16 protein-coding genes are annotated in these 18,126 nt (G+C 64.0%); 10 read left to right on the top strand and 6 right to left on the bottom strand.

All coding sequences use genetic code 11. From position 1 onward, the window contains the following. Positions 1 to 95 precede the first annotated feature (95 nt). The 3 genes from ASF04_RS23875 to ASF04_RS23865 all read right to left on the bottom strand — a co-directional run bounded on the left by ASF04_RS23875 (position 96) and on the right by ASF04_RS23865 (position 4,470). Complete coding sequence (locus tag ASF04_RS23875) at positions 96 to 1,610, bottom strand: tryptophan halogenase family protein (protein ID WP_056147357.1); 1,515 nt, start codon at positions 1,608 to 1,610, stop codon at positions 96 to 98. Between the two features lie 104 nt (positions 1,611 to 1,714). Further along, on the bottom strand, positions 1,715 to 3,346 hold the full coding sequence (locus tag ASF04_RS23870) for a GMC family oxidoreductase (RefSeq protein ID WP_056147355.1): 1,632 nt from the start codon (positions 3,344 to 3,346) through the stop codon (positions 1,715 to 1,717). A gap of 32 nt (positions 3,347 to 3,378) precedes the next feature. Beyond that, a complete protein-coding gene (locus ASF04_RS23865) occupies positions 3,379 to 4,470 on the bottom strand; it encodes a GAF domain-containing protein (protein WP_056147352.1) in 1,092 nt (363 codons plus the stop codon). 178 nt (positions 4,471 to 4,648) lie between these two features. Here ASF04_RS23865 and ASF04_RS23860 point away from each other — a divergent pair, with 178 nt between their 5' ends. From ASF04_RS23860 to ASF04_RS23855, 3 genes are all read left to right on the top strand, one after another. Further along, a complete protein-coding gene (locus ASF04_RS23860) occupies positions 4,649 to 6,262 on the top strand; it encodes a GMC family oxidoreductase (protein ID WP_056147348.1) in 1,614 nt (537 codons plus the stop codon). After that, on the top strand, positions 6,259 to 6,381 hold the full coding sequence (locus tag ASF04_RS28530) for a hypothetical protein (RefSeq protein WP_255360927.1): 123 nt from the start codon (positions 6,259 to 6,261) through the stop codon (positions 6,379 to 6,381). The genes ASF04_RS23860 and ASF04_RS28530 overlap by 4 nt, the downstream gene beginning before the upstream one ends. Before the next feature lie 90 nt (positions 6,382 to 6,471). Beyond that, positions 6,472 to 7,224, top strand: coding sequence for an alpha/beta fold hydrolase (locus tag ASF04_RS23855; protein ID WP_056147346.1), 753 nt, complete (start codon positions 6,472 to 6,474; stop codon positions 7,222 to 7,224). 2 nt (positions 7,225 to 7,226) lie between these two features. Here ASF04_RS23855 and ASF04_RS23850 read toward each other — a convergent pair whose 3' ends face one another. Next, on the bottom strand, positions 7,227 to 8,192 hold the full coding sequence (locus ASF04_RS23850) for a DMT family transporter (protein WP_082488992.1): 966 nt from the start codon (positions 8,190 to 8,192) through the stop codon (positions 7,227 to 7,229). Between the two features lie 165 nt (positions 8,193 to 8,357). Between ASF04_RS23850 and ASF04_RS23845 the strand changes: the two genes are divergently transcribed. Further along, a complete protein-coding gene (locus ASF04_RS23845) occupies positions 8,358 to 9,896 on the top strand; it encodes a sigma 54-interacting transcriptional regulator (protein ID WP_056147343.1) in 1,539 nt (512 codons plus the stop codon). Here the strand turns inward: ASF04_RS23845 and ASF04_RS23840 are convergent. Both ASF04_RS23840 and ASF04_RS23835 read right to left on the bottom strand, forming a co-directional pair. Beyond that, positions 9,893 to 10,504, bottom strand: a complete 612-nt coding sequence (locus ASF04_RS23840) for a hypothetical protein (RefSeq protein ID WP_056147339.1) — start codon at positions 10,502 to 10,504, stop codon at positions 9,893 to 9,895. The two genes, ASF04_RS23845 and ASF04_RS23840, sit on opposite strands and share 4 nt — an antisense overlap. Further along, the gene (locus ASF04_RS23835) at positions 10,501 to 12,807 is read right to left on the bottom strand and encodes a serine/threonine-protein kinase (protein WP_056147336.1); all 2,307 of its coding nucleotides are present in this window, start codon (positions 12,805 to 12,807) and stop codon (positions 10,501 to 10,503) included. The genes ASF04_RS23840 and ASF04_RS23835 overlap by 4 nt, the downstream gene beginning before the upstream one ends. Positions 12,808 to 13,100: 293 nt before the next feature. Here ASF04_RS23835 and ASF04_RS23830 point away from each other — a divergent pair, with 293 nt between their 5' ends. From ASF04_RS23830 to lodA, 6 genes are all read left to right on the top strand, one after another. Continuing rightward, positions 13,101 to 13,616, top strand: coding sequence for a lysozyme (locus ASF04_RS23830; protein ID WP_056147333.1), 516 nt, complete (start codon positions 13,101 to 13,103; stop codon positions 13,614 to 13,616). A 93-nt stretch (positions 13,617 to 13,709) separates the two neighbouring features. After that, positions 13,710 to 14,492: a DUF2589 domain-containing protein gene (locus ASF04_RS23825; RefSeq protein ID WP_056147330.1), complete on the top strand. Its 783-nt coding sequence runs from the start codon at positions 13,710 to 13,712 to the stop codon at positions 14,490 to 14,492. Positions 14,493 to 14,563: 71 nt separating this feature from the next. Beyond that, positions 14,564 to 15,217, top strand: a complete 654-nt coding sequence (locus tag ASF04_RS23820; protein WP_056147327.1) for a DUF2589 domain-containing protein — start codon at positions 14,564 to 14,566, stop codon at positions 15,215 to 15,217. Further along, positions 15,214 to 15,405, top strand: a complete 192-nt coding sequence (locus tag ASF04_RS23815) for a hypothetical protein (RefSeq protein ID WP_019924330.1) — start codon at positions 15,214 to 15,216, stop codon at positions 15,403 to 15,405. The genes ASF04_RS23820 and ASF04_RS23815 overlap by 4 nt, the downstream gene beginning before the upstream one ends. Before the next feature lie 5 nt (positions 15,406 to 15,410). Then, positions 15,411 to 15,893 carry a DUF2589 domain-containing protein gene (locus ASF04_RS23810; RefSeq protein WP_056147325.1) on the top strand — a complete coding sequence of 161 codons (483 nt, stop codon included), beginning with the start codon at positions 15,411 to 15,413 and terminating at the stop codon, positions 15,891 to 15,893. Positions 15,894 to 15,912: 19 nt separating this feature from the next. After that, complete coding sequence (gene lodA, locus ASF04_RS23805; RefSeq protein ID WP_056147322.1) at positions 15,913 to 18,126, top strand: CTQ-dependent lysine 6-oxidase LodA; 2,214 nt, start codon at positions 15,913 to 15,915, stop codon at positions 18,124 to 18,126.

Raw genomic sequence — 18,126 nt, 5'->3', positions numbered from 1 at the left:
CCAGCATAACCACACTGCGACCCGAAGTCATCCATTGTCCGGCCGGACTGCGCAAGTGATCGTCATGCTGATCGTTTGACGCGCCAAGGCAGGTTCTACGGCTGCTCCGCGGGGCAGTACCGCTCCACGTATGCCTGGTGCGCCGGCATCTGCGCCACGGTGCGGTCGATGCCGGTACGGATGCCATCGAGGAATGCCGCCAGCTCACGTTCGGGCATCACGTCGGCGGTATGGTGTTGCGTGCGCGGATTCAAACCCTGGCCCAGCATCACCTGCACCCACGAGTTTTCCGAGAACAGCTCGTTCTGCGACCGGAACACGCGTCCCGAACCGCCGAACAGGTCGAGGCGGTGCTGCAGCGACGGCGGCACCGTCATGTCGCGCGCCGCGCGCCAGTATGGGGAGTCGTCGCGTTCGGTCACCTTGTAATGCAGGATGATGAAGTCGCGGATGGTGCGGATGTCGTCGGCGCTCTGGGTGTTGAATTCGGCCACGTCGGTCGGTTCGATGCCCTCGGTCGGGAACAGCTGCAACAGGCGCACGATGCTGCGCTGGATCAGGTGGATGCTGGTCGATTCGATCGGCTCCAGGAAGCCGGTTGCCAGCCCCAGTCCCACCACATTGCCGGCCCATACCTGGCGGCGCTGGCCTGGTGTAAAACGGATCACGCGCGGTTCGGTCAGCAGCTTGCCCTCGATATTGGCCAGCAGTGCGGCTCTCGCGGTGTCGTCATCGACGAAGCGGCTGGAGAACACGATGCCGTTGCCGGTGCGGTGCTGGAGCGGGATGCGCCACTGCCAGCCCCAGTCGTGGGCGATTGCGCGGGTCAGCGGCACGGCCGGTCCCACCGACTCGGTTTGCACGGCAATCGCGCTGTCGTTGAACAGCCATTGCGACCAGTCCTCGTACTCGACGCCCATGGTCTGGCCCAGCAGCAGCGAGCGGAAGCCCGTGCAGTCGATGAACAGGTCGCCCTCGAGACGGCGGCCGGAATCGAGCACCAGCGCCGCCACGTTGCCATCCACCGGGTCGCGCTGCACGTCGGCGATCTTGCCTTCGATGCGTTCGATGCCGAAGTGTTCGGCGTAGCGGCGCAGGTAGCGCGCGTAGCGGCTGGCGTCGAGGTGGTAGGCGTACACCAGGCCGTCGTCGGGCAGGTGGCCGAAGCGCAGCGCCCGCGCGGCCTTGTGCTCGAGGCAGTAGTCGCCGTAGTCGGCGGCGATGCCGCGTTCGCGGCCCTTTTGCCAGAAGTGGTGAAAGCCGGCGGTCCAGTGGTCGATGCCGGTGGAGCCGAACGCGTGGATGTAATTTTCGCCGCGGGCGCGCCAGTTCTCGAAGCTGATGCCCAGCTTGAAGGTGGCCTGGGTGGCCGCCATGAATTCGCGCTCGTCGATATCGATCAGGCGGTGGAACTGCGCCAGGCTGGGAATGGTGGCCTCGCCCACGCCCACGGTGCCGATGTCGTCGGATTCGACCAGCTTGATATCGAGCACCTTGCCCAATGTGCGCGACAGGGCGGCGGCGGCCATCCAGCCGGCCGTACCGCCGCCGGCGACGATAACCCGGCGCACCGGGCGGGATGGTTGAGGTTGTTGGTTCTGTTGGGGCATGTCTCAGTCTTTCTCTCTGCGTGGAGATGGTTGTTGTAGTAATGCCAACCATTGATTCTACACGTTCGTTGCCCTAACGAACATATTACGACGCTGCCCGAGGGTTACGTGTTTTCGGTGCCGGTGGCATCCCACAAATTTTCGTCGCATGGCGATACATGGCTCATCGCATGCTCGGTCAATGCGGTGATGGTCAAACTGGGATTGACGCCGAGGTTGGCGCTCAGCATCGAGCCATCGCAGATGTACATATTGCGGTAGCCGAACACGCGGTTTTTGCCGTCGCATACACCGTCTGCGGGCGTGCGGGCCATGCCGGCGCCGCCCATGCAATGCGCGGTCATCGGGATGTTGAGCAGGATTTCCGTTATCGACGTGAGCGGCACGCCGCCGGTGGCCTTGGCGGCCTTGATGGCGAAATCGTTGGCAGAGGCGATAAAGGTCGGGATGCGGTCGCCGTGCGTGGTCAACTGCCTGGAAAAAGGCCAGAACCAGCGGCGCTTGCGCTTCATGGTGAGGTGGCCGTCGAGCGTCTGCATGCACAGGAAAATCATCGACTCGCGCGCCCAGCCGGCCGGCGACAGCGCGCGCAAGGTGGTCGCCGGGCGGGTGACCAGCAACTTGAGCAGGGTGGCGGCCCAGGTCACGATCCTGGTCCAGCCGGGCCGTCCCAGCGTCATCACGGTGGTCAGCAGGCCCATGGCGTCGGAGCCGTTCGGATAACGCACGGTTTCGATATGCGTATGCTCGTCGATATAGATGCCGGAGCCGATGGCAATGCCGCGCGACAGGTCGGCTTCGGAACCGGGAAAGCGCACGCCGATCAGCGACTCGGCATTGGTGCGCACATATTTTCCCAGCGCCTCGGAGATGTTCGGCAGCGACCCCTTGTCCCGCAACCGGAACAGCAAATCCTGGGTACCAAGCGACGACGCGGCAAACACCACGCCGCGACAGGTGATGCGGCGCCGCTGGCCGCGCTGCGGTCCCGAGCACACCAGCAGCTGCACCTGGTAGCCGGCCGCGCCGTCGGCGCTGCCGTGCAACGGCCGCACATCGACCACCCTGGTTTCGGCAAACAGTGCGGCGCCTTTTTTCTCGGCCAGGTACAGGTAGTTTTTATCGAGCGTGTTCTTGGCGTTCTTGCCGCAACCGACCATGCAGCCGCCGCAGCCATCGCACGCGGTGCGGGCCGGGCCCTCGCCGCCAAAATAGGGATCGGGATAGGTGACGCCGGGTTGGCCGAAAAAGACGCCAACCTCGGTCGGATAAAACGATTTTTCCACGCCCACCGCTGCGGCCATCTGCCGGAGGCGCACGTCGGCTGGCCCCAGCAGCTGGTTGGTCGCCACGCCCAGCATGCGTTTGGCTGTTTCGAAGTGGCCCGGCATGACGGCCTGCCAGTCGTTCAGGCCGGCCCAGCTGCCCTGCGACCACACGGTGGCTGGCGGCACCAGCAAGGTGTTGCCGTAAGTGATGGAGCCGCCGCCGACGGCATTACCGTGCAACACCACCACGTGGCGGAAGAACTGCATGCTGAAAAAACCATGCAGGCCCAGTGCCGGCCGCCATAGCCACTGCGACAGCGACCACGTCGTCCGGGGCAGATTCGCTGCGGTCCAGCGCCGACCCTGTTCGACCACGACCACGCGATAGCCTTTTTCCACCAGCCGCAGCGCGGAAACGCTGCCGCCGAAGCCGGAGCCGATCACGACAAAATCGTAGTCATAGTCCACTCTTGCCTCCCGTGACTGATATAGTGGCTTGCTTACCTAGGCCGCGTCTGTCCCCGGCTGCCGCGTGCGATTTCCGCCGTGACCAGGCTGGCCAGTCGGTCCAGGATTTCCTTTTGCACGGCGTTCAGCTGGCGCGGCTCGGTATCGATCACGCACAGTGAACCGAGCGCATAGCCCTGGTCGTCGGTGACCGGCGTGCCGGCATAGAACCGGAAATGCGGCGCGCCTTTGACGGCCGGGTTGTCGGCAAAGCGCGGATCGGCCTGCAAGTCCGGGAACTCCTGGAAGCCTGATTCCAGCACCGTGTAATTACAGAACGCCCAGCTGCGCGGCGTGTCTGCCATCTCCAGCCCCACCTTCGATTTGAACCACTGGCGGTCTTCGTTCAGCACTGTAATCAGTGCGACCGGCGCACCCAGGCTCAGTGCGGCGATCTGCGTCAGGTGGTCCAGCGCCGCCTCGCTGGCGCTGTCGAGCAGGCCGGAGCGGTGCACGGCCAGCAGCCGGCGTGGTTCGTTGGCGGCGACCGGGAAGGGGGCCTCGCGCAGCGCGGCCGGCAGCGGTTGCACCCGCAGCGGTTGCAGTTGCGTATGGCGCGTCAGTTCTTCGCCCAGATTGTCGGTGGCCGGTTGCAAGTGGATGACCGTGGCTGGAAAGTCGGGCGCTGCCTGCGGTGCGGCCGACGCGATCACGATTTGCAGCCGGCTCAACAGAGCGATACCGCGCAGCGTCGCAAGAAAATTCCCGGGCAGTGCGTGCAGGTCTTGCGCCTCGATGATCAGCACGTCTGGCACGGTGGCGCCGAGCATGACGGCAGCGGTGACCGGGTCGGCGGCCAGGCTGACGTCGGTGACGTCCAGCGTGGCCAGCGCGTGCGACCAGGCGCTGTGACGCCCGCTTGGCGCCAGCACCAGCACCCGGCGCGGCTTGACCACGATATCGTCGCTGCGGTGCAGGACGGCGACCACATCCTCTTCGAACATGCGGCGGTGCCCGCCCGGCGTTTTCCACGTCGGGATGACGCCACTTTCCGTCCATAGCTGGGCCGTACGCGGCGACACGCCGAGGATTTTGGCCGCCTGCGCCGTGGTGATGATGGAACTTTTGCTGAGCGAACTTTTCATTGCCGTAAGTATAGCGCACGCTAATGCCGGTCCAACTCATCCATCCGATACCTGAGAAACAACTCTCCTAAATCGGCAAAATCGGTATAATCGGAAAAAGACGCAATAACAGAAATGCGTAAATGGGCGTCGTCCAGGCATTTGACGGCGTTTCAACTACTCAACCAGTTCCTCGACAATGAACAACATTCAACTCAATCAACACGATTTCGCGGCTGCCGTCCGCGCCAACCAGGCTGCGCTGCGTGGCGCCCTCGCTGCCAGTTACGACGTTATCGTGTGCGGCGCCGGTTCCTCTGGGTCGGTGGTGGCCGCGCGCCTGGCAGAAAATCCCGACGTACGCGTGCTGCTGCTGGAGGCCGGCGGCGACGACGAAGTGGCCAGCGTGATCGAACCGGCGCAATGGCCGCTCAATCTGAACACCGAGCGCGACTGGGGCTTTGCCGCGCAACCGAACCGCCACCTGAACGGCCGCGCGATTCCGATGAACATGGGCAAGGTGCTGGGCGGCGGCTCCAGCATCAACGTCATGCTGTGGGCGCGCGGCCACCGCGCCGACTGGGATTATTTTGCTGCCGAAGCGGGAGACGCCGCGTGGAACTACGCGTCCGTGCTCAAGATTTACCAGCGCATCGAAGACTGGCACGGCCCGGCCGATCCCGAGCGCCGGGGCACTGGCGGCCCGGTGTACGTGGCCCCGGCGCACCAGCCCAAGCCGGCTGCCACCGTGATGCTCGACGCCGCGCGTTCGCTGGGCGTGCCCACCTTCGACAGCCCCAATGGCGCCATGATGGAACGCCATGGCGGCGCGGCCATCAACGACCTGCGCATCCGCGATGGCAAGCGGCTATCGGTGTTCCGCTCTTACACGTATCCGCGCATGGCGCAGCCCAACCTCACCGTGCTGACTGGCGCGCTGGTGTCGCGGCTCACGTTCGAGAACAACCGGGTGACCGGGGTGGAAGTGCTGCTCGATGGCGAGCCGCGCATGTTCGGCGCCGCGCGCGAGGTGGTGCTGTCGCTGGGCGCGGTCAACACGCCCAAGCTGCTGATGCAGTCCGGGATCGGGCCCGAGCAGGAACTGCGGCGCCATGGCATTCCGGTGCGCCAGCACCTGGCCGGGGTAGGGCAGAACCACCAGGACCACGTGTCGTTCGGCTGCATCTGGGAATACAAGGCGCCGCAGGAAGTGGGCAACGGCGGGTCGGAAGCCACGCTGTACTGGAAAAGCGATGCCGCGCTCGATGCCCCCGACATGCTGCACTGCCAGGTCGAATTCCCGGTGCCCAGCGCGGAAAACGCCGGTCCGCACGTGCCGCAACACGGCTGGACCATGTTTGCCGGGCTGGCCCATCCGAAAAGCCGGGGCCAGGTGCTGCTGTCCGGTCCGCAGCCGACCGACACTGCCGTCATCCACGCCAACACGCTGGGTGACCCCGATGATGTAAAGGCAGCGCTGCGTTCGGTGGAAATGTGCCGCGAACTGGGCAATGCCGCCGCGTTCCGGCCGCTGGTCGAGCGCGAATCCATGCCCGGCAAACTGGCGCCGCAGGACATGGAAAACTGGCTGCGCAACAGCGCCGTCACCTACTGGCACCAGTCGTGCACCGCCAAGATGGGACGCGACGAGCTGTCGGTGGTAAACGCCGACCTGCAGGTGTATGGGATCGCCCGCCTGCGCATTGCCGACGCGTCGATCATGCCGCGCATTACGACCGGTAACACCATGGCGCCTTGCGTGGTGATCGGCGAACGTGCGGCCGAGCTCATCAAGGCAGATTACGGCATGTGAAACTCGACCTGATCATCAACTTCGACTTGAAAGAGCATGTGGTCAACCACTGTTTCGCCGCCGAGCACGTGATCGACGGCGGCACCGTCCGTACCGTGTCAGCAAGCCACGCGAAATAATTTAAAAATAACTTGTGCGCTATTAAATTGCGGACTATTATAATTACATAGCGCACTACTTAATTCACCCCAACCTGAAGGAGCACCACCATGAAACGCTCGCTGATCGCCGCCGCCCTGTTTGCCACCACCGCCTTCGCCAACGCTGCCGATGTACCCGCCGCCGCCGACACCACCATCGTGCTGGTACACGGGGCCTTTGCCGATGGCTCCAGCTGGAACAAGGTGATTCCGCTGCTGCACGCCAAGGGTTACAAGGTGGTGGCCGTGCAAAATCCGCTCAGCTCGCTGGCTGACGATGTTGCTGCCACCAGGCGCGTGGTCGATGCGCAAACCGGCAAGGTGGTATTGGTCGGCCACTCGTGGGGCGGCACCGTGATCACGGAAGCGGGTACCAGCGACGAGATCAAGGCGCTGGTGTACGTGGCGGCATTTGCGCCATCGGAAGGGGAGGCCAGCGGCAACCTGGGCAAGGACTACGCCGTGCCGCCTGGCGTGCCAACCCTGCAACAGGACGCCACCGGCTACCTGTGGCTGCCAGCTGACTCGGTGGCAAAAAACTTTGCCCAGGACGTGCCAGCCGCCACCGCCCGCATGATCGCCGCCACCCAGGGCCCGATTGCCGCCAAGGCCTTCGCCGACACCACCACCGTGGCAGCCTGGAAGAACAAGGCCAACTACTACATCGTGGCCGACCAGGACCGCATGATCGCGCCGGCATTGCAGCAGGCGTTCGCCAAAAAAATCAACGCAGTCACCACCACGCTGCCGACCAGCCACGTGCCGATGGTGTCGCAACCGGCCAAGGTGGCGGACGTGATCATTGCGGCTGCGCGGCGGTAATGCTAACTGGCGGTTGACGCGGCCACGGGCGGCGCCTGTGTTCGCGTGACCAGCCATATGCCGCCGCACACCAGCAGCAAAGCGGCCAGGTTTTTCCATTCGAGGATGGTTTCGTTGAGGAACACGGCCGACAACGCAGAGCCAAAGACGGGAACCAGGAAAGCAAACACGCTGATTTTGCCGACCGGGTTGTATTTAAGGAGCAGGCTCCACACGGTAAACGCCACGGCCGACAGCAACGCCAGGTACACCAGCAGCGCGGTCGATGCCGCCGTCATGGCGCCGACGGTGCCGCCGGTAACGTAGCCGCCCACCAGCAAGGCCAGGCCGCCGATGGCCAGTTGCCAGCCGGTCATCAACATCGCATCCATATTCCTGGAAACGTATTTGCCGTAGATCGACGCTGCCGACAGCACGAACGCGGCAATGACAATGAAGCCCTCGCCCAGCAGCGACGGCGGCGCCGTCAGCGGACCGCCGCCGGCATTGACCGCCAGCACGCCGGCAAAGCCAAGCAGGCAACCCACGCTCTTGCGCGGCGACAGCTTGTCGTTCCGGTACACGAAATGCGCGAGCAGCACGCTGAAGAAGGTCGTGGTCGCATTCAGAATCGACGCGCGCACGCCGGTCGTGTAAGCGAGACCGATGTAGAAGAACACATATTGCAGTCCGGTTTGCGCGATGCCAAGGGCGGCCAGCTGGCCAAACTGGCGCCGGTCCAGCCGCAGCGAGGATTTGCGCATGCACACTGCCAGCACCAGCAGGACCAGGCCGGCGAGCAGGAAGCGATAGCCGGCGAAAATCAGCTTGGATGGCACGTCGTGCCGGGCGATGCCAAGCATTTCGTAACCGCTCTTGATCGCCGGGAAGGAACTGCCCCACAAGATGCAGCAGAGGGTGGCCAGAGCCAGCACCATCGTCGGGTTGGAGAAAAACTGTGGGCCGTACGGTGATGCTGCTTTGCTCATTCGATTGCTTGTTAAACGGTGACGAAAGCGTGCGATGATACTTTACATTCGCGTATTCCGTAGCTTCGGTGCCGTTGCCGGCGGTGCCCTCAGTTCGCGTACAGCGCCAACCGGCCGGAAGTCCGTTAAGATAACGTCCACTCGACAAATAAGGGCAGGGCGCTGATGGACCAGGACGCGGAACACACTCTCACCTCGCTGCTGTCGTCGCTGACGGGCAGTGCGCAGCGCATGCTGACGTTCACGGTGCTGTGGCACCCGGAGCTGGCGCGCGTGGGCGAGCAGGCGTTTGCCAGTCCGGGTTCGCGCCAGATCGCTCTCAACCGCTTCGCGCCGCTGTTCGGCCGTCCCGGCGGCACGCCGCTGGGCCTGGGCGACCGCCGCATCGCCCGCGACCCCTTGATACTGCTGCGCGACGCCGCCGACCAGGTGACCATCGTCACGCCGCAAAGCCGCATGAGCATCGGTGTCGATGGCGAGACGCTGGCGGGCGGGGCCACGCTGTCGGTGGCGGCGGTCGAACGCGGCGTGGTGCTGGCGCTTGGCGGCTGCGTTTTGCTGTGCATGCACTGGAGCGGTCAGTTGCCGCGCCTGAATAGCAGCACGACCTTGCTTGGCGTGAGCGGCGCGGTGCTGCGCCTGCACGAATCGATCCGGCAGGCGGCCGGCACCTTGCTGCCGGTGCTGCTGCTTGGTGAAACCGGTACCGGCAAGGAACTGGTGGCGCAAGCCATCCACGCCGGCAGTCCGCGCCGCGACCGGCCGCTGGTGGCGGTCAACATGGCCACCTTGAGCGAGACGCTGGCCGCCGCCGACATGTTCGGCGCCGCCAAGGGCGCCTATACCGGCGCCGACAGCGCGCGGCGCGGCTGGTTTGCCGAAGCGGGCGACGGCACCCTGTTCCTGGACGAAATTGGCGACACGCCCGGCGCGGTGCAGCCGATGCTGCTGCGGGTGCTGGAAACCGGCACCTACCGGCCGCTGGGCGCTGCTGCCGACGTCAGGAGCGGCGCCCGCGTGATCGCCGCCACCGACCAGGACCTGGGACACGGATACAACCAGGCGCTGCTGCGCCGCCTCGAGGGGTTCGTGATCCACCTGCCGCCATTGCGGGCGCGGCGCGAGGATATCGGCCTGCTGATCCGCCACTTCATCACGCAGTGGGAAAACGCCGGCAATGCGCCGGCGGAGCTGCCGACCACGCTGATCGATGCGCTGTGCCGCTACGATTGGCCCGGCAATGTGCGCCAACTGGCGATGGTCGTGCGGCGGGCGCTGATTGCGGCCGTGGACGGGCCGGCGCCGACGTTCGAGGTGCTGGTGCCGGAAGTGGAGCAGCCGCCACAGCCGTCGAATGTCGCCGGGCGTCTGCCAGGCGGTGGCGTAGCGCCCGACGATGCGGTGCGCAAGGTCACGCGGCGCGCCAAGCTGTCCGAACTCGATCACGATGCCGTGCTGGCGGCGCTGGAAGACAATGGCGGGCAGGTGGGCGCGGCGGCGCTGGCGCTGGGCGTGTCGCGGCCGTCCATGTACAAGTTGATCGACGATCATCCGGAGATTCGTCCGGCGGCGGCGATTCCGCTGGCCGAACTGCAGAGCGCAGTCGGCGCATGCGGCGACGACGTGGTGCTGTGCGCGCAGATGCTGAAAACGCCGAGTGAAGCATTGCGGCGGCACCTGCGCGGTATTGGCTTGCTCGCTTAGGCGCAGCCAGGATCCTGTGGCATGGTGCCTTGTCCGCCAACTTCCGCTTCGGGATCGAAGCTGAACACCCGCACTTCATCGACTTCGCCGACGCCGCGTATGATGCGCACGGTCAGTACCATGGACAGTTCCCACAGACCCGGGCTGTAAGCGACATCGAGCGTTTGCTTCCAGTTTTGCGTCAGCTCGAAGTATTTCTCGTCATCCACGGTGACATGGGTCGAGAAGTCCAGCGCCAGGGGGTAGCTTGCGCTCAGCGCTTGCGAAAATGGCGATGGCGGCGCGTACTCGGTGCGCACGCCCTTGTCGCGGCGCACTACTTGTGGCTTGGTGATGATGGTGCAATCGACGATCTGGAACGACACGAAGCCAGGCGTTTTATCGACCTTGTAGCCCCCGCCGACCACCTGTACCGTGACCTGCTCCCCAGCTTTGAAATACAGCGCGTTGGCGTAGCCGCCACGGCGCGGGTTGGGATCGGGTTCCGGCGGGAACAGCGGGTCGGGGAGCAGGCGGTAGGACAGCTGATCGGATTGCTGATCGACATCGAAGCCGACTTCAAGTATCAGCCGCGCTGGTGGTTGTGGGATTGCCGGGGTATCGCTCATCGTACTTTTTCCTCAATAGTGGTGGTGTAACGGGGATCGCGCCGCAGCGCGATAAGGTCGGGCTCCGCCTCGAGCAGCTTGAGTGGATAGCCCAATTGCGTGGCACGGGCGAGATGGGCGAGTGCCTGGTCGCGCCGGCCCGTGAGTTCGTTGGCGATGGCGGCGCGAAAACGCACGTCCGGACTGTCCGGTTCCTGGCGCAGGCTGCGGTCGATCCAGGTCAGCGCCGCCGCGTCCTTGATACGCGCGGCGTACAGGCCCATGCGGCTGAGATAGGCGCCATTGGCGGGATTGCGCTCGACCAGGGGAGCCAGCAGGCGCATGGCGCGCTGGTAAGCATTGCGCGCTTCTTCCGCACGGCCCGGTATCCAGCTCAGGCTGTCGGCCAGGTTGGCCCATTTCAGGTAGTCGTTGGGGCTGCCCCGTGCGCTCGAGGCGGCTTGCTCGAAGGCGCGCGCCGCCTCGGCATAGTCGCCGCGCGCAAACAACGCGTTGCCCAGGTTTGTATACAGCGCGCCGCTCGGGCGCACGCGCAGCCCCTGCTGCAGTACATGCAGCGCCTCATCGAGGCGGTCCTGGCGCATCAACGCCGCACTGAGGTTGGAATAAGCGCGCGTGCCGTCCGGCTCCAGTTGCAAGCTGGTGCGAAACGCTTGCTCGGCGCGCACATAGTCGCCGCGCCGGTAATGCATCGTGCCTTCGATGTCGGGGAACATGCGTTGCTTCGGCAGCTTTTTCCTGGCCATTTCCAGCAGCGCGCCCAGCGGTTCGTACCGGCGCAGGTCCAGCAATATATTGAGCTTGGCGTTCAGCGCTTGCAGATCGAGGGGATCGAGCGCCAGCGCACGGTCGGCGGCGGCCAGCGCCGCTTCCTTGCCGCCGCCCAATGCCAGCGACCAGGCTTGCGCCACGTGTGCCAACGCCAGGTGGTCGTCCTGCCGGAGCGCGGCCTGTGCGCCAGCAGCGGCAAAGCGCAGCCAGTTGTCGTCGCGGCCGTCGCCAACGTAGCGCATGCTGTAAGCGATCGAAGCGCCTGCGGCGGCGCCCGCGTGATTGGGATTGCGTTCGAGGATGGAATTGAAGCTCTGCAAAGCCTGCTCCAGTGCACCGTCGCGGTCGTATTGGCCGATCTTTTCCAGGCCGGTCGCCATGGCGCGCGCTTCGGAGTAGGGCGTCAGCGCGGCGCCCAGGCGATCAAGCGGCAGCGACTGCCAGGCCAGTACCGTGGCCCCAACCGTGCCAGCCACCAGCGCGGCGGCGAGTTGCCAGCGCCAGCGTCGCCAGACCGGCCGGACCGGCGCGGATGCTGCCAACGCGGTGGCGACGTCCTGAATTGATGCGGTTGCCGACAGCAACGGCGACGTGGCGGCAGACAGCAGCTGCGCCATCTGCGGCGATGATGGCTCGGTGATCGCCGGCGATGCGTGCTGCAATGCCGGTTGTAATGCCAGCGCTGCCGGCGGCGCGCCATCGGCGCTGCGCAGCACCGCGATGCGTTCGCGCACCGCGTCCATTGTCGGCAGCCGCCGCGCCGGATCGTGCGCCGTCATGCGCCGCACCAGTTCGACCAGCGAGCGGTCGGTACTGGCCGGGAACGGCCAGCTTTCCGAAGTGGTATGCACATGGGCGGCGGCCAGGGCCAGTCCGTTGAGGGTGGCGAACGGCCGCTCGCCGACCAGGAACTCGTACAGCACCACGCCCAGTGCATAGATGTCGCTGCCGCGGCTGAGCGGGCAGCCCATCAGGCGTTCGGGCGCGGTATAGGCCACGGTGGCGCCATCGTCCTGGCCGGCGGTGAGATCGGTGGCCAGTGGATCGACTTTGCGCGCCAGGCCGAAATCGAGGATGCGCACCGCGCCCGAAGGCTCGAGCATCAGATTGGTCGGTTTCAGATCGCCGTGGATCAGGCCGGCGCTGTGCGCTTCGGCCATGGCGTCGGCTACCTGGTCAACGATATCGAGCGCCAGCGCCACGTCGGGCGCCGCGCTGCCGATGTGCGCCCGCAGCGTCGTGCCGGGCACCAGTTCCATCACGATGGCCTGGATGTCGTGCCACTCCTGGAAAGCGAAGATCTTGACGAAGGCGCGGTGCCGCAGCGATGCCGCGCGGCGTGCTTCGTCGATCAGGGTAGCGGGGCTGGCGTGGTGGTTGGCCGTCTTCAGGCACTTGAGGGCCACAGTGCGCTGCAGCGCCGGGTCCCACGCCTGGTACACGCGGCCGAAGCCTCCTTCGCCCAGGCTGCCACGCAGCTCGTAGTCGCCGAACCGGTCCAATGACGCAGCTGAAATTTCTACCGAAATCATCGCAAACTCCTGTGACCGGGGGCGAGGGAAAGTCTTGTCAAATGCGTTAATGATTATCAATTGGCAATTGCCTAAAGTCAATGTTTAATTGTAACAATTGCGCTACGCGTTGCCATCTGGCGGCGGACTTATTTCAGCTCGGGTTGACATGTAAAAAGCGATTGTTGACATGTAAAAAAGCACTGGCATCGCGGGTTGGAATTGCCATAAATGGCTTGCTGGGCGGTAGTCGGAGGTGGCACGGTGCTTGCGGATACATGCAGCCATTACCGGTGTTTTTCTCAGGAGGTTCTATGGCTGCACGCGCATGCAACGACGCGGGTATTGCGTTGATCAAGCAATTCGAAGGGGCGGGGGGCTGGGATGCTACGGCACAAGTCTTCCGTCCGTATGCCGATCCCATCGAGATCTGGACCATCGGCTGGGGCCACGAAATCACCGTCAGCCATGAGGCGCTCAAGGGCCAGGCATGCGGTGCGCAGGCCGATCAGCTCTATCCCGGCGGGCTGTGCGTGGCCGACGCCACCAGCCTGTTGCAGGACGATGTGAGCGCGACCTGCGCGGAGGTGCAGGGCTTGCTCAAGGTGACCGTCAACGACAACCAGTTTGCCGCGCTGGTCAGTTTTACCTACAACCTCGGCGTGGAAAATCTTGCGGCTTCGACCCTGCTCAAGCTGTTGAACCAGGGCGACGTGGCAGGCGCGGCACAGCAATTCAAGCTGTGGGACCACGCCGGTGGTGTGGTGTTGCCGGGGCTGGTCAAGCGCCGCCAGGCGGAGGCAAATTTGTTTCTTTTGCCGGTGGCATGACCTTTGCAGTAGAGCGCTGGCGGCGCCGGTCCGGAACGGCGCCGCTGATGCAAATACCAACGCAAACCCAAAACTGAAAAGGGAAACAAGAAGATGGATTCCAATTTGTTATCGATGGCGCAGCAGTTCTCCGGACTGCCGATGGACGCGCTGATCGGCGGCCCACTCAATGCCGCCGCCCGGGCCAACTCCGCCATGGCGCTGACCCAGACCAAATTCATGCTCGATACCTGCTTCAACCTGCAGCCGGTCGCGGCCACGGCGGAAGTCAAAGGCGTACCGGCGGTGGTCGATGCCCACGGCGTGGTGACGACGCCGGAAGTGGTTGGCAAACCGGCAATGGCGGCGTACAACAATTACTCGCCGATCATGGTGGTGATGTCGCTCACGCGCGGCGTGGTCACACCGGGTTCGCCCGCAGTGCTGGGCCCCGACGGCAAGACCATCGTGGTACCCGCCACCGCCACCAGCTTGCAGTCGCTGACCACGCAGTTCAACCTGCCTTTGCTGACCATCGTCCCGCTCAATTCGCTGGCCGTGGACACGGTCGATATCAACTTCGAAATGGAAGTGAACTCGAGCTTCTCCGAAGAACAGTCGGACCAGAAGTCGTCGGAGAGCAAGGGCGAAGGCAGCTTCGAAGCCAAGGTGGGCTGGGGCCCGGTGTCGGTCACCATCCGCGGCAGTGCCAGTTACGACTCGAAAGATTCGTCCACGCATAACACCCACTACCAGAAGAGCAACTCGGCGAAATACACGGTGGCTGTCCACGCGGCCCAGTTGCCGTTGCCGCAGGGCGTGAACACCATCATCGAGGCGTTCACCCAGTCGATCTCGCCGATCACCCTGGACGCGCCTGCAGCGCCTAAATCTTAAGCGTTCCCGTTGTGGCCGGCCCTTGACCGGGGCCGGCCTGTTTAACCCACTTCGCCACCGTGCGTGAACTTATGGCCGACTCCGGAAACAAAACGTTCAAACCCAACTTCAGCAAGGAACTCGATATCGAAGCCATGATCAGCGCTCCGCTGGTCGCAGCGTCGAAAGCCAACGCGGTGATGGTGACCGGGCAAACCAGGTTCCTGCTGGAGTACTGCTTTACCAAAGACCAGAACGACGTCTATGCGCCGGTCATGATCGTGATGTCCATGACCAGGGGCGTGGTCGATGACGCGGCGGACGATGGCGAACCGGGCCAGGTGAAGATGGTGGAGCTCAATTTTTCCATGCCGCTGCTGTGCATCATCCCGATCAACTCGCTGGCAGTGGACAAGGTCAGCATCGATTTCGATATGGAAATTACGTCCACCATACCGAAGAAAGCTGTTGCCGCCAACGGCACCGATAACAAGGTAACCGACCACCGCGCCAGGTTGAATGGAAAAATCGCCCGGTCATCGCAAGGTGGCAAAGGATCGGACCAGCGCAGCAATTTGAAGGTGAGCCTGAATGCCAGTCCGCTGCCGTTACCGACTGGCGTGCTGACCATCCTCGATCTGTACACCAAGGCCATCCAGCCCGTTGCCGTTCCCCCTCCCGCTTCTGCGCCTGCTCCCGCGTCGGCGTCGGCTAACAGAAACCCAACTATTTCAAACAAATCATGATCAATTCCGAACAGTCCATCCCGTGCCCTGTGTGCAATAACAAGATTCCCTTCAATACCCACCAGTTGCTGCTTGGCGTGCAGTTCATCTGTTCGCAATGCAGTGCCGCGATCGGGCTGGCGGTGGAAAGCAAGCCTCTGGTAGCGAACGCCATGGAGAAACTGGAACAAGTGAAACGACGGGGGTAACACCGATGATCAGCCTGAAATCATTTATAGCCGCAATCCACGCAGCCCTGGTCGGTGCGAGCGATGCGCTGATGGATGCGAACACCAAGGTCCTCGATAAATATTTCATCGAGGTGCCCGCCGACCCTGCAACAGGCAGCCAGCCGGGCGACCAGAAGACCCTGGTGCCGCGCACGGTCACGCTGGAATACCCGCACCTGAACGAGGCCGGCCAGCTCGAGAACCTGGAAGTGGCGGTACCGCTGGTCACGCTGGTGCCGTTCACGATGGCAAAGGTGGAAAAGGCCAGGTTCACGGCCTGCTTCGAGATGGAAATCGTCGGGGGCGAGTTGCAGTTGAATTTTCCGGGCGGACAGAGCGGAGGCTTGTTCAAAAAGAAGCCCAAGACCGGCACCCTCGACATCACGCTGTCACCGCAGGAAACGCCGGAAGGCTTGCGCCTGCTGGTGGAGGGGTATGAAGCGATCTTGAAACGACAGATATCTTGATAAATTCAAAGGAAAACACATGAGCAACAATGCGCAGTACTCGATCCACCCGGCCATCGGCATCGGCCGCGTCGGTAACAGCCTCGATTCGTTTTACCTGGCGCCGGAAACCACCGGCGGCCTGCCGTTCGAAGCCGACGCCAACGGCAATCCCGTCCTCCAGAACAACCAGCCGGTCACCGTCAGCCAGTTCAAGGACAGCCTCGGTCGCGTGCGCCGCCAGGCTGCCAAGTTCCAGATCTACCGCAACCTGCCCGGCCAGGCGCCGGTTGCCATTGCGCTCGACGATCCGGCCATCGCCAAGATCGAATGGAAAGTCCACGTCGCCAACAAGAAGGCGGCCTGGTGGAACTACGTGCCACTGCTGGGCGACCTGATGTTCGGCCAGAACAACAGCTACGAAACCTGGACCAATACGCCGAAGGCCTGGGGCTTGAGCCAGCAGAACTGGATCGATTTGCGCAATGCGTCCGTCACCGGCGCCGACCGCCAGAAGCTGATCGTCGATCCGGGTCCGCGCGTGCTGGCGGGGCCGCAGCAGATCGCCCACTTTGACGCCCAGGGTGCGGGAAGCTATGCGCACGTATCGTTCCCCGATGCCGGTTCCATCACCCAGGGCTTGCCGGTGCGTACCCTCGGTGAAATGCGGACCGACAGCGCCGGCAACCTGCTGGTGATCGGCGCCTACGGCCGCGCCGGTGGGAGCGAGAGCATCACCGGCTTTGGCGGCGGCGACACCTGGAACGATGACATCGCGGACGGCCCGGTCACTGCCACCGTGTATTTCAGGGACGGCAGCGCACCGGTCGAACTGAAAGCCTGGGTAGTGATCGGCTCGCCGAAGTTCGCGCCCGAACTGGTCAATATCTCGACCTGGGACGACGTGGTGGCCGACCTGTCGATCAAGTACAAGGGCGCGTTGCCTGCCGCCTACGATGCAGTCAAGTGGGCCGGTTCTGACGGCTGGAACCCCGACTACGTCGTCAACTTCGAGCAGGACATCCGGCCGTTCCTCGAGCGCATGGGCGACTACCAGTGGGTGGCCACGGTGCCGGCCATGACCGCCTTCATTCGCCCGGCCTTCGACGTGGCCGATGCGTCGGACAACAACCGGGCCAACCGCGAAAAATTCCTCAGCTATTTCCGCAAGCCGTCGAAGATCAAGCAGGCCACGTTGACGCAGCCACCGGGCTTCTCGGGCGGGCAGGGCAACCAGTTGTTCAGCGGCTACACCCCGGCCGATCCCGCTGCCGGCATTCCGCTGATGCCGCTCAATTCCGGTACCAACTCGGTTCGCAACAACATCATCAGCAAGTTCTCGGTGCTGACCGATACCCAGTATTTCGCCCTTCAGCAATGGGCTGCCGGCAAGTTCTCGCCGACCGCGCCGGGCCTGGCGCTCGCCGGCATCGCCGCGCTCGACCGTGCTGCCATCGGCAACTGCGTGGGCGAGCCGATGTGCCCCGGCATCGAGGTGACCTGGAGCGTGCGCAACCCGGTGATTTACGAACGGCCGTATGCGATCCTGCACCGCGCCGATGCCGATTATGAGAAGAACGGCCTGTCGCCCGGTCGCGACGAGTGCGAACCGATCGACTGGAACAATCCGACCGTCGGCAGCGGTTGCGAGCCGGGCGACCTTACCAAGCGCATGGCAATTCCGTGGCAGGCGGACTTCTACGACTGCTCGGTGCAGATGATCAATTTCGACAACCCGGACCTGGTGAAAAATCCCGCTACGTCGATCCCGGTGCCGCCGACGTACTACGCGTACTGGTGGCCGCCGCAAAGCCCGTGGAACGTCATCAGCGGTGCCACCACCAGGGAAGAGCAGCTGGTAGCTGGCGTGCCGGCCGGCATGCAGGTGATGTACAGCCGTGGCATGAACAGCTTCTCGCAGATGATCAGCTCGTGGCAATACCTGGGCTTCGTGGTCAACCAGAACAAGGACGCGGATGCCGGCCGCCTGTATCCGTACTTTGTCGAGAAGGAACGCAACCACGATAAATTCGTCGTGGCCAGCGTGGGCGTGGGCAATGCCAGCAGCTTCATCACCGGCGACGACTCGAATTATCTGCCCGCCTGGTTCCTGAAGGACGAGGACCCGCAGTCGCCGAAGGAGAAGCTGCAGGCACTGCAAGCGAGCATGGCAAGCAGCAACGGTGCGCAGGCGTCGCAGCACGACGTGCCGCAGAAAATCGTTGCTGCCGGTCGTCGTCCTTACGGGCACTAG

The sequence above is a fragment of the Duganella sp. Leaf61 genome (genome assembly GCF_001421905.1).
In the GTDB taxonomy this organism is placed as follows: domain Bacteria; phylum Pseudomonadota; class Gammaproteobacteria; order Burkholderiales; family Burkholderiaceae_D; genus Rugamonas; species Rugamonas zoogloeoides.
Note: the sequence above shows the minus strand (reverse complement) of the source record. Positions and strands in the feature narration are given on the sequence as shown.

Coding starts and splice junctions, on each gene's coding strand:
- ASF04_RS23815 (WP_019924330.1), top strand. CDS start 15,214: ATGATCAATTCCGAACAGTCCATCCCGTGCCCTGTGTGCAATAACAAG.
- ASF04_RS23835 (WP_056147336.1), bottom strand. CDS start 12,807: ATGATTTCGGTAGAAATTTCAGCTGCGTCATTGGACCGGTTCGGCGAC.
- ASF04_RS23840 (WP_056147339.1), bottom strand. CDS start 10,504: ATGAGCGATACCCCGGCAATCCCACAACCACCAGCGCGGCTGATACTT.
- ASF04_RS23850 (WP_082488992.1), bottom strand. CDS start 8,192: ATGAGCAAAGCAGCATCACCGTACGGCCCACAGTTTTTCTCCAACCCG.
- ASF04_RS23860 (WP_056147348.1), top strand. CDS start 4,649: ATGAACAACATTCAACTCAATCAACACGATTTCGCGGCTGCCGTCCGC.
- ASF04_RS23810 (WP_056147325.1), top strand. CDS start 15,411: ATGATCAGCCTGAAATCATTTATAGCCGCAATCCACGCAGCCCTGGTC.
- ASF04_RS23855 (WP_056147346.1), top strand. CDS start 6,472: ATGAAACGCTCGCTGATCGCCGCCGCCCTGTTTGCCACCACCGCCTTC.
- lodA (WP_056147322.1), top strand. CDS start 15,913: ATGAGCAACAATGCGCAGTACTCGATCCACCCGGCCATCGGCATCGGC.
- ASF04_RS23865 (WP_056147352.1), bottom strand. CDS start 4,470: ATGAAAAGTTCGCTCAGCAAAAGTTCCATCATCACCACGGCGCAGGCG.
- ASF04_RS23825 (WP_056147330.1), top strand. CDS start 13,710: ATGGATTCCAATTTGTTATCGATGGCGCAGCAGTTCTCCGGACTGCCG.
- ASF04_RS23875 (WP_056147357.1), bottom strand. CDS start 1,610: ATGCCCCAACAGAACCAACAACCTCAACCATCCCGCCCGGTGCGCCGG.
- ASF04_RS23830 (WP_056147333.1), top strand. CDS start 13,101: ATGGCTGCACGCGCATGCAACGACGCGGGTATTGCGTTGATCAAGCAA.
- ASF04_RS23845 (WP_056147343.1), top strand. CDS start 8,358: ATGGACCAGGACGCGGAACACACTCTCACCTCGCTGCTGTCGTCGCTG.
- ASF04_RS23820 (WP_056147327.1), top strand. CDS start 14,564: ATGGCCGACTCCGGAAACAAAACGTTCAAACCCAACTTCAGCAAGGAA.